At 74.6% G+C, this 14,805-nt stretch carries 11 protein-coding genes; 4 read left to right on the top strand and 7 right to left on the bottom strand.

Translation table 11 applies throughout. From position 1 onward, the window contains the following. Positions 1-83: 83 nt before the first annotated feature. Both treY and IEZ11_RS11745 read left to right on the top strand, forming a co-directional pair. Positions 84-2,471: a malto-oligosyltrehalose synthase gene (gene treY, locus IEZ11_RS11750; RefSeq protein WP_189262612.1), complete on the top strand. Its 2,388-nt coding sequence runs from the start codon at positions 84-86 to the stop codon at positions 2,469-2,471. A 238-nt stretch (positions 2,472-2,709) separates the two neighbouring features. Beyond that, the gene (locus IEZ11_RS11745; protein ID WP_189262611.1) at positions 2,710-3,969 is read left to right on the top strand and encodes a M14 family zinc carboxypeptidase; all 1,260 of its coding nucleotides are present in this window, start codon (positions 2,710-2,712) and stop codon (positions 3,967-3,969) included. A gap of 85 nt (positions 3,970-4,054) precedes the next feature. Here IEZ11_RS11745 and IEZ11_RS11740 read toward each other — a convergent pair whose 3' ends face one another. The 3 genes from IEZ11_RS11740 to IEZ11_RS11730 form a co-directional block, all read right to left on the bottom strand. Next, a complete protein-coding gene (locus IEZ11_RS11740; RefSeq protein WP_189262610.1) occupies positions 4,055-4,468 on the bottom strand; it encodes an SSI family serine proteinase inhibitor in 414 nt (137 codons plus the stop codon). Beyond that, complete coding sequence (locus IEZ11_RS11735; protein WP_229712972.1) at positions 4,465-5,817, bottom strand: M14 family zinc carboxypeptidase; 1,353 nt, start codon at positions 5,815-5,817, stop codon at positions 4,465-4,467. Before IEZ11_RS11735 ends, IEZ11_RS11740 begins: the two co-directional genes overlap by 4 nt. A 155-nt stretch (positions 5,818-5,972) precedes the next feature. Beyond that, a complete protein-coding gene (locus IEZ11_RS11730) occupies positions 5,973-6,524 on the bottom strand; it encodes an FHA domain-containing protein (protein WP_189262609.1) in 552 nt (183 codons plus the stop codon). Positions 6,525-6,699: 175 nt separating this feature from the next. Between IEZ11_RS11730 and treZ the strand changes: the two genes are divergently transcribed. Then, positions 6,700-8,445: a malto-oligosyltrehalose trehalohydrolase gene (gene treZ / locus IEZ11_RS11725; RefSeq protein ID WP_189262608.1), complete on the top strand. Its 1,746-nt coding sequence runs from the start codon at positions 6,700-6,702 to the stop codon at positions 8,443-8,445. A gap of 178 nt (positions 8,446-8,623) precedes the next feature. Here the strand turns inward: treZ and IEZ11_RS11720 are convergent, their stop codons facing one another. The 3 genes from IEZ11_RS11720 to IEZ11_RS11710 form a co-directional block, all read right to left on the bottom strand. Further along, complete coding sequence (locus IEZ11_RS11720) at positions 8,624-9,571, bottom strand: aminoglycoside phosphotransferase family protein (RefSeq protein ID WP_189262607.1); 948 nt, start codon at positions 9,569-9,571, stop codon at positions 8,624-8,626. Between the two features lie 63 nt (positions 9,572-9,634). Continuing rightward, positions 9,635-10,762, bottom strand: coding sequence for an aminopeptidase P family protein (locus tag IEZ11_RS11715; RefSeq protein ID WP_189262606.1), 1,128 nt, complete (start codon positions 10,760-10,762; stop codon positions 9,635-9,637). A 216-nt stretch (positions 10,763-10,978) separates the two neighbouring features. Beyond that, entirely contained in the window at positions 10,979-11,533 is a 555-nt protein-coding gene (locus IEZ11_RS11710) for a PDZ domain-containing protein (RefSeq protein ID WP_189262605.1), read from the bottom strand. Between the two features lie 215 nt (positions 11,534-11,748). On the opposite strand from IEZ11_RS11710, the gene IEZ11_RS11705 reads away from it, so the two are divergent. Beyond that, positions 11,749-12,582, top strand: a complete 834-nt coding sequence (locus IEZ11_RS11705) for a hypothetical protein (protein WP_229712960.1) — start codon at positions 11,749-11,751, stop codon at positions 12,580-12,582. 21 nt (positions 12,583-12,603) lie between these two features. Here the strand turns inward: IEZ11_RS11705 and cyc2 are convergent, their stop codons facing one another. Next, entirely contained in the window at positions 12,604-14,766 is a 2,163-nt protein-coding gene (cyc2, locus tag IEZ11_RS11700; protein WP_189262604.1) for a germacradienol/geosmin synthase Cyc2, read from the bottom strand. Positions 14,767-14,805 lie beyond the last annotated feature (39 nt).

Here is a 14,805-nt window from a genome sequence, read left to right as displayed (position 1 = left end):
TGGGGGCGCGGGGAACTGCGCGACAAACCCCCACCGGCCCGCACTCTGACAGAGAACCCAACCAGACGGGTACATACGTCCGCATGACAGCCGAGCGAATCACCCCCACCGTCCCGACGGCCACCTACCGACTCCAGCTCCAGCCCGGCTTCCCCTTCTCGGCGGCTTCCGCGGCCGTGCCGTACCTGGCCTCGCTCGGCATCTCCCACCTGCACCTCTCCCCCGTCCTGGAGGCGGTCCCGGGCTCCACCCACGGCTACGACGTCGTCGACCCCACGCGGGTGCGCGAGGAACTCGGCGGCGAGGACGGGCTGCGCGCACTGGCCCGCACCGCGCGGGCGCACGGCCTCGGTCTCGTCGTCGACATCGTGCCGAACCACATGGCGATGTCCCCCCGCCACAACCACGCCCTGTGGGAGGTCCTGCGGGAGGGCCCGAAGTCGCCGTTCGCGCGCTGGTTCGACATCGACTGGGAGGCACAGCGCGGGCAGCTGCTGGTGCCGGTACTGGGCGGACCGGTCGGCGAGGTGCTCGGGCAGCTGGCGGTCGACGGGGAGGTGCTGCGCTATCACGAGCACGCCTTCCCGCTCCGCGAGGGCACCGCGGAGCTGCCGCTGCCGGAGTTGCTGGACGCCCAGTGGTACCGCCCGGTGTGGTGGCGGCTGGCCCGTACCGAGCTGAACTACCGGCGGTTCTTCAGCATCTCGGAGCTGATCGGGGTGCGGGTGGAGGACCCGGAGGTGTTCGAGGCCACCCACGGCAAGATCCTCCAGCTGCTGCGCGAGGGCGTGCTGGACGGGCTGCGCGTCGACCATCCCGACGGTCTCGCCGACCCCGACGGCTATCTCGCGCGGCTGCACGAGGCGACCGGCGGGCGCTGGACGGTCGTCGAGAAGATCCTGGCGGACGGCGAGCGGCTGCCGGCCGGCTGGCCGGTCGCCGGGACCACCGGGTACGACGCCCTGCGGCACGTGGACGGCCTGTTCACGGATCCCGCGGGCGCCGGTGAACTGCTGGGCCGGTACCGGCTGTCCGCGGCCCCGCAGCCGGACCGCGGCGGCGACTGGGCGGCCACGGTGCGGCGGGCGGCGTACCAGGTGATCACGCACGAGCTGGCGGCGGAGACGGACCGGCTGACGCGGGTGGCCACGCGCGCGTGCGCGGCCTCGCCGGATCCGGTACTGCGCGACCGGGCGCCCTGGGCGCTGCGCACCGCGCTCCGGGAACTGCTGGTGCGGATGCGGGTGTACCGGCCGTACGCCTCCGGGGACGTGGCCGACGTGGTCACCGCGGAGGCCGCCGAGGAGGCCCGGCGGGCCTTCGTGGTGCCCGCGGAGGGCGGGGCGGTGGACGTGGTGCGCGGACTGCTCCTGGCGGGGGACGGGCCGGGGCCGGCGGAGTTCCGGACCCGGTTCGCGCAGACCGCCTCGGCGCTGCGGGCCAAGTCGGTGGAGGACACCGCGTTCTACCGCTATGTGCCGCTGCTGTCGGCGACCGAGGTGGGCGGGGACCCGGGCAGCCCGGGTGTCTCCCCCGAGGCCTTTCACGCGTACTGCGCGCGCGTGCAGCGCGACTGGCCGCTCACCGGCACGGTGGTGACGACGCACGACACCAAGCGCAGCGCCGACGTGCGGGCCGCGCTGGCGGTGCTGACGGAGTGCCCGGAGCGCTGGGCGGAGGTGCTGGCCGAGGTGACCCTGGAGGGCGAGGGGGTACCGGACGCGCAGCTGGCCTGGGCGGCCTGGCAGACGGTGTTCGGGCTCGGCCCGGCGGACCCGGAGCGGGTGCGGGGGGCGCTGGTGAAGCATGTCCGGGAGGCGGGCCTGCACACGAGCTGGACGGAGCAGGAGCCGTCGTACGAGGAGGCGGTGGTCTCGTTCGTCGGGTCGGGGCCGTGCGGGGCGCCAGGAGAGCGCGTGGCCGCCTTCCGGGCCTCGCTGGCGGCGCATGTCCGGGCGAACGTGCTGGGGACGGCTCTGGTCCATCTGACGATGCCGGGGGTGCCCGACGTCTACCAGGGCACGGAGGGCGAGTACCGGGCGCTGGTGGACCCGGACAACCGGCGGCCGGTCTCCTTCCCGCCGGCCCGGCCGGGCGAGAAGGACGCGGTGACGGCGGCGGCGCTGCGGCTGCGGGCGCGGCGTCCGGGCGCCTTCGGCGACGGGGCGACGTACGCGCCGCTGACCGCCGCCGGGCCGGCCGCGGCGCACTGCCTGGCGTTCGCGCGCTCCGGGGAGGTGGTCACGGCGGTGACCCGGCTGTCGCTGCGACTGGCCGCGGCGGGCGGCTGGCGGGACACGGTCCTGCCGCTGCCGCCGGGGCGTTGGGCCGACGCGCTGTCGCCGGGGCGGGAGTTCACCGGGCACGCGCGCGTGGGCGAGCTCTTCGACGCGCTGCCGGTGGCGCTGCTGGCGCGGGTGGCAGACGGCGACCGACCGGCCGCCGACGACAGGATTCACTCGTACGAGTGAATATGCGGCCGGTTCGCCGGTTTGCTGAAACTCGCCGGGCGCGGAGCGCGTCGCTTATCGGCGCGCGGAGCCGTTCCGCGCCCCGAAAAGGCTTCGCGACCCCACCACGCGTCAACCGCCCCGTCGGCCGACAGCACATGCCTCTGGGCGCCCCCTGGAGCCTCCCCCGGGAGGTTCTTGACAGTTCACCTATGCCGTGCGGGACTGGGGAATGCGAAGCCGGGCGGACAAGTCGGGGGTGAGTCTCCTGCCGGAGCTGCGTTACCCCAGTGTTCCCGAACTCGTCGCAACCGCCCGGGCATTGGCCGCTCACCGGCCCGGCCTGTGCACGTTGCGGCAGATCGGCCTCTCCCGCGCGGGCAGACCGCTGCACCTGCTCTCCGTCGGGCACGCCCGGCGGGCGGTGCTGGTGGTCGCGGGGGCCCACGCCAACGAACCGACGGGGGGCGGCACCCTCCAGGTACTGGCCGAACGGGTGCTGTACGAGCGGGATCTGCGGGCGGAGAACTCCTGGCACTTCCTGCTGTGCGCGGACCCGGACGGGGCGAGCCTGCACGTCACCCCGGCCCCGCGCAGCCTGTTCGACTACCACCTCGGCTTCTACCGGCCGGCGGGCCCGGAGCAGCCGGAGTGGTCGCCGTCGGTGCTGCCGCCGGACCGGCTGCCGCCGGAGACCCGGGCCCTGATCAGGGTGATAGACGAGCTTCGTCCCTACCTCCAGGTGACGCTGCACGGCACCGATCTGGGCGGCAGCTGGGTGCAGCTGACGAGGGACGTGCCGGGCCTCGCCGAGCCGTTCGCCAAGTCCGCGGCCGAGCTGCACATCCCGGTGGAGACGGGCGCCTCGGACGCCGCGGGCTGGCCGGCCTCCGGGCCCGGGGTGCGGGTGATGCCCGGTCCGGAGACGGGGGTGGCGTACCCGAGCATGCCGGACGACGCGCGGCACAGCACCTGGTACCACGCGCACCGCTACGGCGGCCTGACCGCCGTGGTCGAGGTGCCGATGTGGGCGAGCGACCTGGTCGACGACCCGGCGCCGCACCCGGCGCCGGCGGCGGCGATGCGCCGGCTGGCGCGCCGGCTGCTGCGGGACTCGCGGGAGGTGGAGCGGGTGCTGGCCGAGGTGCTGCCCCGGCTGGACGCCCTCGGCGGCCTGGACGGGCCGCTGCTGCGGGCCGCCCGGTGGGCGCTGGGGCTGATCCCCGGACTGGCCGAGGACTGGATCCAGCGGCCGCCGGTCGACACCACGATGGCGTACATCGGCAGCGTGGACGCCTTCGGACGGCGGCTGCCGTTGCGGGCCGCGTCGATGCTGCTGCGGGTGCTGCGGGAGGCGGACGACCGCGCCGCGCCGCGGCTGGAGGAGCTGGTGGCCTCCTGGTGCGAGGCCTACGGCGAGCGTTTCCGGGCCCGCTGGGTGCCGTTGGAGCGCCAGGTGGAGCACCAGTCCCGCACGGTGCTGGCGGCCGCGCAGCACGCGCGGGAGCAGGCGGCATGAGCGGCGGCGTGAACGGCGGCGTGAACGGGCGGCGTGGGGCCGGGGCCCGGACCGCGGTCCGCACGCCGCCCGCGGGGCGGGCCGGTCAGCCGTCGAGGGCGAAGACCGGGCCCGTCAGGGCAGCCAGCCGGCAGGAGTTGGAGAACGTCTCGCGGTACTCGATCGGCCGGCCGTTCCACTGGCCGCGCGCCTGGGCGGTGACCGGCGCGTAGACCATCGGGCACATCGCGCCCTCGGCCGGGGCGAGGCGGGCGATGTCGCCGCCCACCGCGTCGAGTTCGGCACAGGCCTGGGCCGCGCGGGAGAGCCCCTGGGGCGGGTCGCAGAGCAGCAGCGCGCCGCGGGTGCCGCCGGAGTGGCCGTCGCCCGTGGTGACGGTCAGATACAGGTAGTCGCCGTCACGCGCCGCGCCCGGCGCGGCCTGGGCCGGTCCGGCGGCGAGCAGGACGGCCGCCAGCAGGGCACCGCCGGCCGCAGTCGCTTTGCTGAGATAGGTCATTCCCCGTGCATCGGCACGGCGGGCTCGGTCCCCCAGCCCGGCTCACCCGATCGGGCAAGCCCGCGCGCGTGGCGGTGCGCCAGTTCGAAGGCGCTCAGGACCACGCGCGTCTGGTACTCGGCCTGGCGTGCGACCGGGATCCAGCGCGCGCCGAGGGCGTCGTGGTAGTCCGCGCACCAGGTGTCGATCAGCCGGTCCAGGTCGGGCAGGGCCGCCGCGGGGTCGTGGCCGGTGCTGCGCAGCAGCTGGTGCAGCAGCCCGGCGGCGCGCAGGGCCAGCCGCCGCCCGGCGATGCGCAGGGCGGCCAGGTGGGCGGAGCTGAGCGGGGGCAGCGGGCGGGCGCTGCCGGCGTCCGTGTCGGGGTCCCAGGCGTCGGCGAGGCCGGGGCGCACGAGGAGGTAGTCGTCGACCGGCGCGAGCAGCCGGGCCGCGTCCGGCGCCGCGGACAGCTGCGTCCTGACCCGGGCCAGGACGCCGTCCAGGAGCTCCGTGTCGCGCCGCAGGGTCGCGCTGACGGCGCGCAGCGCCGCGTCCCGGTCGGCGGGCGGGGTGCCGTCCTGGACGGCGGCCACGCCCCACATGGGCGCCTCGACGATGGCGGTGACGGTGCCGTGCCGGTACGGGTGGTACCAGGTGGACTCGACGGCGGCCTCGGTGATGGCGGCGGCCAGGCCGCCCCGGCGGGGCGGCGGGACGCGGTAGACGGCCGGGCCCAGGGTGGGCCAGTACAGGGCGTCGTAGGCGCCGAGTTCGCGGGGGATGCCGAGCCGGGTCGCGGTGTGCGCGAGGCGTCGGTCGAGGCCCGGCAGTTCGCGGGTCAGCTCGACGAAGCCGCCGCCGACGTCGACGCCGTGCAGCGAGCACTGGAGGAAGGGCCGCAGCTCGTCCTGGAGGTCGAGCAGCGCCCGGGTCTCGGGCAGCGTGGCGGCCGCCGCCCCGTCGGGCAGCCACTCGGGCTGCTCCAGGAAGCCGGGCCGGAAGAAGTTCCGGAAGTAGTGGCCCAGGGTGTACGGCCCGGCCAGCCAGCCCTCGTTGCGGCGTGCGCCGTCGGGGTCCAGGCACAGCAGCAGGTTCCAGGTGACGTCGACGTCCTCGGTGAGCCTCGGGTCGGCGAGGACCCGGTCGGCGAGGCGCAGCACGGTGGCACCGCCGACGGGTTCGTTGGCGTGCGGGCCCGCGACGACGAGGGCGTGCCGGGCACCGTGACCGATGGAAAGCAGCCACATCGGGGTGCCCGCGCGGGAGACGCCCGCCCTGCGCAGCCGGGCGTCCCGGGGGCGGTCGGCGACCAGCGCGGCCGCCCGCGAGGCGAGCTCGTCGACGGACGGATAGCGGAGGAGGGGCGGCAGGTCACACCTCCACGATGCGGTGCCGTCGATTCACATGGTGTGCATGGTGTACGCACAGTCAGTCACGACTTGAGGGGTACGTCAACACCACGACGGACAATCGCTTTTCGGCCACCGCGCGGGACGGTTCGGGCGACGGCGGACCCGCCCGGGGTTCAGTCGCTCGCGAGCCGGAAGAACATCCGGCCGAAGCCGACCTGGTCGCCCTCGCGGACGACGGCGGCGCCGGTCACCCGGCGGCCGTTCACGGTCGTGCCGTTGGTGGAGCCGAGATCCCTGAGGATCCACAGGCCGCCCTGGTGGCGCAGTTCGGCGTGCACCCGGGAGACCGTCTCGTGGTTGAGCCGCAGCCCGCTGGCGGGGTCGCGGCCGATGCGCAGCGGGTGGCCGCCCGCCGGGTGCGGCAACTGCAGCTTGGGCAGCCGCTCGGCCTGCCAGGCCCGGCGCAGCCGTACGGTGAAGCCGGAGACGGCCTCGACGGTGCCGAAGAGCACCCGCGCGAAGCGGTTCTCCTGGGGCAGGTCGGCGGTGAGCGCGGCGAGTTCGTCGGCGCGGCGGGCGGCGAGCGCCAGTTCCATGCGGCGCACGAACGTGTCGTGCGACAGCCGTCCCATGGCGACGCCGTCACGCAGCACGCTCAGCGCCTTGTCACGCTCCGCGTCGGACAGCCGCGCGGGGTAGGTGTGGAACTCGAAGGACGACGTCACGCTGCCGATTCTGGGTCAGTGAACCCCGGGTGTCCAGACAACGCGGAAACGGCTGTCACGCGCGCGTACGGACGGCGACACCGGCCGGGAAAGCCGGGATTCAAAAGCGGACTGATCGCTTTCGCGGCACGATGGAGGGACTACCTCACGATGAGCCAGACGAAGGGGACCGTCCGTGCAGTTCGAGGTGTGGGCACCGCAGGCAGACCGTGTGACGCTCCATTGCGACGGCGCCACGCGCGCGTTGGAGCGCGTCCCGGAGCGGCCCGGCTGGTGGACCGGGGAGGCGGACGCCGAGGACGGCACGCGGTACGGGTTCGCCGTGGACGACGGCCCGGTGCTGCCCGACCCGCGCTCGCGCCGCCAGCCGGACGGCCCGGACGGACTCAGCGCGGTCGTCGACCACGGGCGCCACGAGTGGCGTGCCGACTGGCCGGGGCGCGCACTGCCGGGCGCGGTGCTCTACGAGCTGCACGTGGGTACGTACACCCCCGAGGGCACCCTGGACGCGGCCGCCGACCGCCTCGTTCACCTGCGGGAACTGGGCGTCACACACGTGGAGTTGATGCCGCTGTGCCCGTTTCCCGGCCGGCACGGCTGGGGGTACGAGGGAGTCTCGCTGTGGGCGGTGCACGAGCCGTACGGCGGCCCGGAGTCGCTGAAACGGTTTGTCGACCGGGCCCATGAACTCGGCCTGGGCGTCGTCCTGGACGTCGTGCACAACCACCTCGGCCCGTCCGGCAACTACCTGCCCGCGTTCGGGCCGTACTTCACGGAGACGCACCAGACGCCCTGGGGCTCCGCGGTCAACCTGGACGCGCCCGGGTCGGACGAGGTGCGCGCGTATCTGGTGGGCAGCGCGCTGGCCTGGCTGCGCGACTACCGGATCGACGGGCTGCGCCTGGACGCGGTGCACACGTTGCGGGACACGCGCGCGTGCCACTTCCTGGAGGAGCTGTCGTCGGCCGTGGCGGCGCTGGCGGCCGAGTCCGGCCGGCCGCTGTTCCTGGTCGGCGAGTCCGACCTGAACGACCCGCGGGTCATCACCCCGCGCGCGGAGCACGGGTTCGGCCTGGACGCGCAGTGGAACGACGACTTCCACCACGCCCTGCACGCCGCGCTGACCGGCGAGTCCCAGGGCTACTACGCCGACTTCGCGCGTGCCCCGTTCGCCGCCCTCGCCAGGACGCTCACCGGCGGGTACTTCCACGACGGCACGTACTCCAGCTTCCGGGGCCGCCGGCACGGCCGCCCGCTGGACCGCGCACGCGTGGCCGGGCACCGGCTGCTCGGCTACACCCAGACCCACGACCAGATCGGCAACCGGGCCCAGGGCGACCGGCTCTCGGCGTCCCTCTCCCCCGGTCTGCTGGCCTGCGCGGCCACCCTGGCGCTGACCGCGCCCTTCACGCCGATGCTGTTCATGGGCGAGGAGTGGGCGGCCGGCACCCCCTGGCAGTTCTTCACCGACCACACGGACCCGGACCTGGCGGAGGCCGTACGCCGCGGCAGGCGGCGGGAGTTCGCGGCGCACGGGTGGGCCGAGGAGGACGTGCCCGATCCGCAGGACCCGGCGACCCGCGAGCGGTCCTGTCTGGACTGGTCCGAGCCGGAACGCGAGCCGCACGCGCGCGTGCTGGCCTGGTACCGCCGGCTGATCGCGCTGCGGCACGAGCAGCCGGACCTCACCGATCCCGACCTCGCCGACACCAAGGTGGCGTACGACGAGACGGCACGCTGGCTGGCGTTCCGGCGCGGGGACGTGCGGGTGGCGGTGAACCTGGGCGGGGAACCGGCCGCGATCCCGCTCGGCACCGGGAAGGTGGAGGTCCTGGCCGCCTGGGATCCGGTGGCGGCACCGGACACCGACGGGGTGCTGCGGGTGCCGGGCGAGTCGTGCGTGGTGCTGACCCAGACCTGAACACCGACCGGCCGGCGACCGCTCACCGGCACCCGCGTACCGCCGCCCCGTGCCGCCTCCGGCCACAAGCGCCCGCCGCCCACCTACCCCTCCGCTCACAACCGCCCGCCGCCCACCTGACGCCTTCGGCCGCGGCTCGCCGCGGCCGTGTGCCGCCGCCCCGTGACGCCCCCTCCCGCTACGGCTCGCCGTCGTCCCCGGTGTCGTCGCGAAGTTCGGTCACCCGCTCCAGCAGGATCGTCTCCCAGGCGCGCCGGAGCTGGGTGCGCAGCAGGGGCAGCGGGCGGTCGTCGCGGCCTTCGAGGCGGTCGGCAAGGCGGATCACGGTGTCGCAGCGGGCCAGCCACAGGCCGCGCAGGCAGGGGCGGGCGCCGTAGCCGGCGAGGGTGGCGGCGCGGACGGCCGCGCCGGAGCCGACCGCGAGGGCGAGCCCGGCGATGTCCTCGGCGGGGTCGCCCACCGCCGTGCCGGTCCAGTCGAGGACCCCGCGCACCCTGCCGTCGGCGCTGACCACCAGGTGCTCGCCCTTGAGGTCGTGGTGGGCCAGCACGGCGGTACCGGGCTGCGCGGCCAGCTGGGCGGCGCCCGGCGGGGTCAGCTGGAGCAGCCGGGCGGGGTCGAACTCGTCGGCGGCGGTGAGGCGTTCGGCGGCGTGCACGGCCATCCGGCGCAGTGCCTCCAGGGACCGCGGCGGGGTGCGCGGCACGCCGAGCGTCTCGGCCTGCCGTACCGGCACCTCGCGCAGCCCGGTGAGCAGCCCGGCCAGGTCCGCCTCGCCGACCGCGGAGACGTCGTGCTCCTCGGCCGTGCCCCCGGCGATCACGGTGTCCAGCGTGTACGTCAGCCCCGGCGCCCACTCGCCGTGCGCGACGCTCGCCGGGACGGCGACGGGCAGGTGCGGCCGGACCAGGTCGCGCAGGCGCAGCTCGCGGCGCTGGCGGACGGCGGCGTCCCGGTCGGGGGCGAGGCGCAGCACATGGCGGGTGCCGACCCACCAGGTGGAGTGCTCACCGCCCGCCGTGACGGGCCGTACCTCGGGGCCCGGGGTTGCGGCCGCGCCCTCCTTGAGCAGCGAACGGACCAGTCGGCGGACGGTGTCCGCGGTGGGTGTCGGTGCCTGGGTCATGGATCGCGCCGTTGCCGTTCGGGGTGGGGTAGGGGCGAGCGGGTGGTTCCGGGGCCGGGTCGGTCAGCCCACGACGACCATCTCGCGGGTGGTGTTGTTGAAACGACGGCCGCCGTCCGCGGTCACCGTGACGATGTCCTCGATCCGTACCCCGAAGCGGCCGGGCAGGTAGATGCCGGGCTCCACGGAGAAACACATCCCGGGCACGAGCGGCTGCTCCTCGCCCTCGATCATGTACGGCGGCTCGTGCGTGGTGACCCCGATGCCGTGCCCGGTGCGGTGGATGAAGAACTCGCCGTACCCGGCGCCGGCGATGACCGCGCGGGCGGCCCGGTCGACCTCCTGGCAGGCCACGCCGGGGCGTACGGCCCGGAAACCGGCCTCCTGGGCGGCGCGCACGATGTCGTGCACCTCGCGCTCCTCGGCGGTCGGCGGGCCGACGTGCACGGTGCGGGTGGTGTCGGAGCCGTAGCCGTCCTTGAGGCCGCCGAAGTCGAGGACGACCATGTCGCCGTCCTGGAGGACCCGGTCGCCGACCTCGTGGTGCGGGTTGGCGCCGTTGGGTCCCGAGCCGACGATGGTGAAGTCGACCTGGTCGTGGCCGAAGCGGCGCAGCAGGTCGGCGAGGTCGTGGCCGACGTCGGACTCGCGGCGGCCGGCGAAGGGAACCTTGCGGATCTCCTCGAACGTCGCGTCGGCGGCCGCTCCGGCGGCGGCGAGGAGTTCGAGCTCGGCCGCGTCCTTCACGGCGCGGAGCATGGGCAGCGCGTCGGTGAGGGAGGCGTAGGACGTGTCGGGGAGTGCCTTCTGGAGGCCCAGCAGGTGGATGGCCCAGGCGTTGTCGCTGACACCGAACCGGCCGTCGCGGGCGAGCAGGCCGGCGGTCACGGCGTAGGGGTCCGTGCCGTCGGTCCAGTCCCGCAGGGACAGCACGGCCGCGCCGTCGGCCTTCTCGGCGTCGGCGGCTTCGAGGGTGGGGACGACCAGCACGGGGTCCCTGCCGGGGGCCAGGACGAGGAGGGTGAGCCGTTCGGTGACCGCGGTGGGGGTGTAGCCGGTGAGCCACACCATGTCGGGGCCGGGGGCGACGAGGAGCCCGGCGAGGCCGGCGTCCGCCGCGGAGTGCGCCGCGCGCGTCATGCGGGACTTGTAGTCGCCGGCGGTGAAGGGGGCGGCGGTGGTGCCGGTCATCCAGGGCCTCCTTGCGCGGTCGAGGCGGCTGTCGGGGCCTCGGCATGCATCCTGCCGGGTGCGGCGTGGCCGCGCGAGCCGGTTTGCGCAGAGCCGCCGTCGCGGGATGCGTTCGTACGGCCGGTGCGGGTGGGGCGTGGCTGGTCGCGCCCACGCGGCGGAGCCGCACTTGTACACAGCCCCGCGCCCCTTCGGGGCACGTCCGTGCGGGTGTTCTCAGATGACGACGCCCGGCACCACGGTCAGCTGCTGGTAGCCCCCACTCGCGTGCCGCACCGTGAGCCGGGCCGCCTTTCCCGGGTGGGCGCGGGCGATCACCCGGACCAGGTCGGCGGCGCTGTCGATCCGGTCGGCGCCCAGCTGGAGCAGGACGTCGCCGCGCACCAGCCCCGCCGTGTAGCCGGGCCCCGGCACATGGACGCCCACCACCAGTGCGCCCACCTTCTCCGCGTCCACGGCCTCCACGCCCAGGGTGGCGGCTGCCGTCGGGGCGGGGGCGGGGGCGGCCGGGGGTGCGGGGCTCGGTGCCGTGGGCGGGCTCTGCCGTCGCAGTTCGGCCAGTCTGCTCATGCCGATCACCGTGGCCCCCACCGTGCCGAGCCCGACCCCGGACAGCACCAGAACCGCGCCGACGAGGGATCCGAGCAGCAGGGTCCTGATCCGGCGGCCGCGGCGGCGCGCGGCGTGCGGGCGTCGGGCCGGGTCGGCCGGGGGGTCGTCCCCGCGTTCCTGGCCGGGGATCGGTTTGGGACGCAGTGCGGTCTGTTCCATGGTTCGCCTCCACCCCGAGCCCTACCCGGCGCACCCGGGCGCGACGAGACACGAACGAGTGAGACTGACCCTGGGGCGACCACGGGAAGCCCCAGCCCGCACCCGTGTCGCGGGCACCGCCGCGCGGACGTACCACCAGGTCCGCCGCCGCGGCCGGCCGGCTCCCCGTCCGGGGCCGGAGGGCGTTGTCAGTGGTGGCTGTTACGTTCTGTGACATGACCGATGACTGCCTGCGGCTGCTCCGGAACCACCGCCACCTGGCCGAACTGGCGGCGTTCCCTTTCAACTTCGACCTGGCACGGGCCGCCGACGGCCACGCCGAGCCGGTGCGCCTCGCCTCCGGCGGCTCCCTGGAGGCGGTGGCGGGCTGCGACACCGGCGGCACGTACTTCGGGTGCGCGGACGGCTCGTTGCTGTACGCGGACTCGGAGGGCTCGGCCGGGATCATAGGCTCGTCCGTGGACGAGGCGCTGGAGGTCGTGATCGGCCTGCCCGGCTGGCGTGACCACGTGTTCCTGTCTCCGGCGGACGGCGAGGAGAAGATCCTCGCGCGCGTGGCCGAGATCGAGGGGGAGATCCGGGAGTACCACGGCATCGACGCCGAGCGCGCCGAACTCCGCGCCGCCCTGGGCCTGCCCGACCGCTCCCCCGTCGAACTGCTCGGCATGCTGCACCGGGCCCTGCTGCGCACGGAGCCGGACTTCCTCCTGCTGAACGCGGAGGAGGGCTGCGCCTACGACCTGCTGGACCCGCACCCCCGGCCGCCCCTGTGGGAATCGGTCCGGCACGAGGTCCCGGGCGACCCGGCCGCCGAGCCGCTGTTCACCTGGACCCGGCTGGCGGCCGAGCAGGGGATGACCGAGCTCGCCCGGGTGGCGCTGATCCGGCGGCTGGACGACATATACCTGGACCAGAGCCTGCTGCTGCGGCCCGGCAGCAGGAAGGACCTCGACCTGTCTCCGCTGCTCCGGCTGGCCGAGGAGTTCGAGCGGCTGGACGACCGGCCGCAGGCCGAGCGCGCCCGGCGTCTGCACACCGACCTCCGGTAGGGACCGGGGCCGGCGGCGCCGTCAGCCGACCGGCAGCCCCGGGGCGAGCGGCGGGCGGTCCGGGAGGAAGCCGTGGGCCCGGCGGGCGAGGTGGTCCGCCTGGTAGCGGTCGACGTGCCGATGCCAGTTCAGGATGCCGGCCATCCAGTTCCGCAGGTCGCGGACATAGGCGTCGGTGGCCTCGCGCGCCTCGGCCGACAGCTCGAAGTCGTCGTACACGACCGGGAGTTCGTTGGCGACGACATGTTCGAACTGCTGCATCCGCTGGGTCGTCAGGTCGTGTACGACATGGAGTGCGGTCGGGTAGTCGACGCCGAAGAAGTTCTGTACGACGAGGACGGCGTTGTGCAGCTCGCCCTCGTACTGGATCTCCTTCTGGTAGGAGAAGACGTCGTTGACGAGCATGCCGTAGTCGATGGCGGCGTTCTCCAGGGAGCGCACCGGGCCGCTGCGGTACACCTCCGGGGGGATCGCGGGGCCGTGGCCGTGGCGGGCCAGGCTCAGGGTGAGGTCGGAGCCGAAGGTGGCCCGGCGCATCTCCAGGTAGTCGATCGGGTCCGGGATGCGGTGCTGGAGCTGGTTGGACATCTCCCAGAGCCAGCTCTCGGTCATCCTGTCGACGGACTCCCGGAGGGCCAGCCGGTCCTCGGGACTCATCCCGGCGGTCGTGCGGGCCCACAGGTCGGTCAGGCCGCGCTCCATGCCGGTGGCCGGCACCGGCACGGGTTCGCCGGCGAGGGGCATGCAGGCCGACAGCCGGGCCGTGGCGAGCCGGGCGCCGGCCAGGTCGCGCCGGATGCCGAAGCACAGGGGGTAGTAGTCGTCGGCGTAGGTGCCCCAGGCCAGCCACCGGGCGCTGAGGTCGAGTTCCTCGGGGGTGGCGTCGGGGTCCAGTCCGGCGGCACAGAGCGCGAGGTCGGCGGCCGCGAGCCGGTCCTCGTCCCAGACGCCCTCGCAGAGCATGCCGGTGCCGTGCATCCAGGCGGTCAGCCGGGGCCGGGCGGCGGCGAGACCCGGATTGACCTCGACCTCGTACGGCATGTGGAAGTCGGGCAGGAGGGAGGGGCCGACCTGCTGGAAGGGCACATGGGAGTAGCCGCGCAGGCGTTCCGCCGCGGCTGTGGCGAGCAGGGCGCCGACGTCGGCGGCCGAGGTGCCGGGGCCGGTGAGGTGCTGCCAGGGGGAGGACGGGACGGCGCCCTGGTTCATGTAGCGGCTGGAGCGCAGGTGCCATTCGTGGCCGCCGGACTGCCAGTCCTGGAGGCCCTTGGTGTAGGCGGCGATCGCGGCGGCCTGGTCGGGGGTGAGGCCCTTCTCGACGGCGAGCGCGGGGACTTCGGTGAGGGCGGTGTGCTCGAACTGGTGGAGACGCGAGGTGAGGATGTCGTTGACCGCGTCGGCGGCCTCCTGGGTGGTGCAGTCGAAGAAGGTCTCCAGGACCAGCACGCCGTTGCTGTTCTCGCCCTCGTCCTCCACCTCGCGCTGGTAGGAGAACAGGTCGTTGCGCAGGTGGACGGCGTCGGCGAAGGTCTCCATCAGCACCCGCAGGGGCCGCGAGCCGGCGACGGGCGCGGGCACCTCGGCCGCCGCGTACTCGACGAGCCCCGCGGACCAGGGGGCGCCGCCGACCTTGCGGCGCATCTCGATGTACTCGACGGGGTTGGCGATCCGCCCCTCGTTGATGTTGGACAGCTCCCACATCGACTCGTTCAGCAGGTGTTCGGTGGCGACCGAGAAGCGGCGGCGCCAGCCGGCCGACATCGACGGCACCGTGCGCGCCCACAGGTCGGCGAGACCCGCCTCGACCGGGTTCTCCGGCTCCGGCACGGGCGTCGAGAGGTCGAGCGGCATGAACAGCGGGAGCCGGTCGAGATGGGCCTTGCCGGCGGCGCGGTCCTGGGTGCGCTTGTACATGTCGAGGAAGTGGTCGTCGAAGAAGAACACCCACACGTACCAGTCGGTGATCAGCGAGAGGGCGGGGCCGTCGCAGTCGGGGTGGGTGTAGCTGCACAGCAGGCCGTAGTCGTGTGCCTCCAGGTCGGCCTGGGTCCAGATCCCGGACCCCTCCAGCATGCCCGTCTCGCGGGCCCACTCGGTGGAATGGGCCCGCGCCTCCTCCAGATGCGGGTTGAGCCGCGCGGGATACGGCATGTAGAAGTGCGGGAGTTCGAACGGCTGCGTCATGGCCGGGGCCCTACCCGCGCGTCCCAACGGCCATCCACC

It is taken from the genome of Streptomyces fuscichromogenes (genome assembly GCF_014645815.1).
Classification (GTDB): domain Bacteria; phylum Actinomycetota; class Actinomycetes; order Streptomycetales; family Streptomycetaceae; genus Streptomyces; species Streptomyces fuscichromogenes.
The sequence above is the reverse complement of the archived record's forward strand: the minus strand, read 5'-3'. Positions and strand labels throughout refer to the sequence as shown.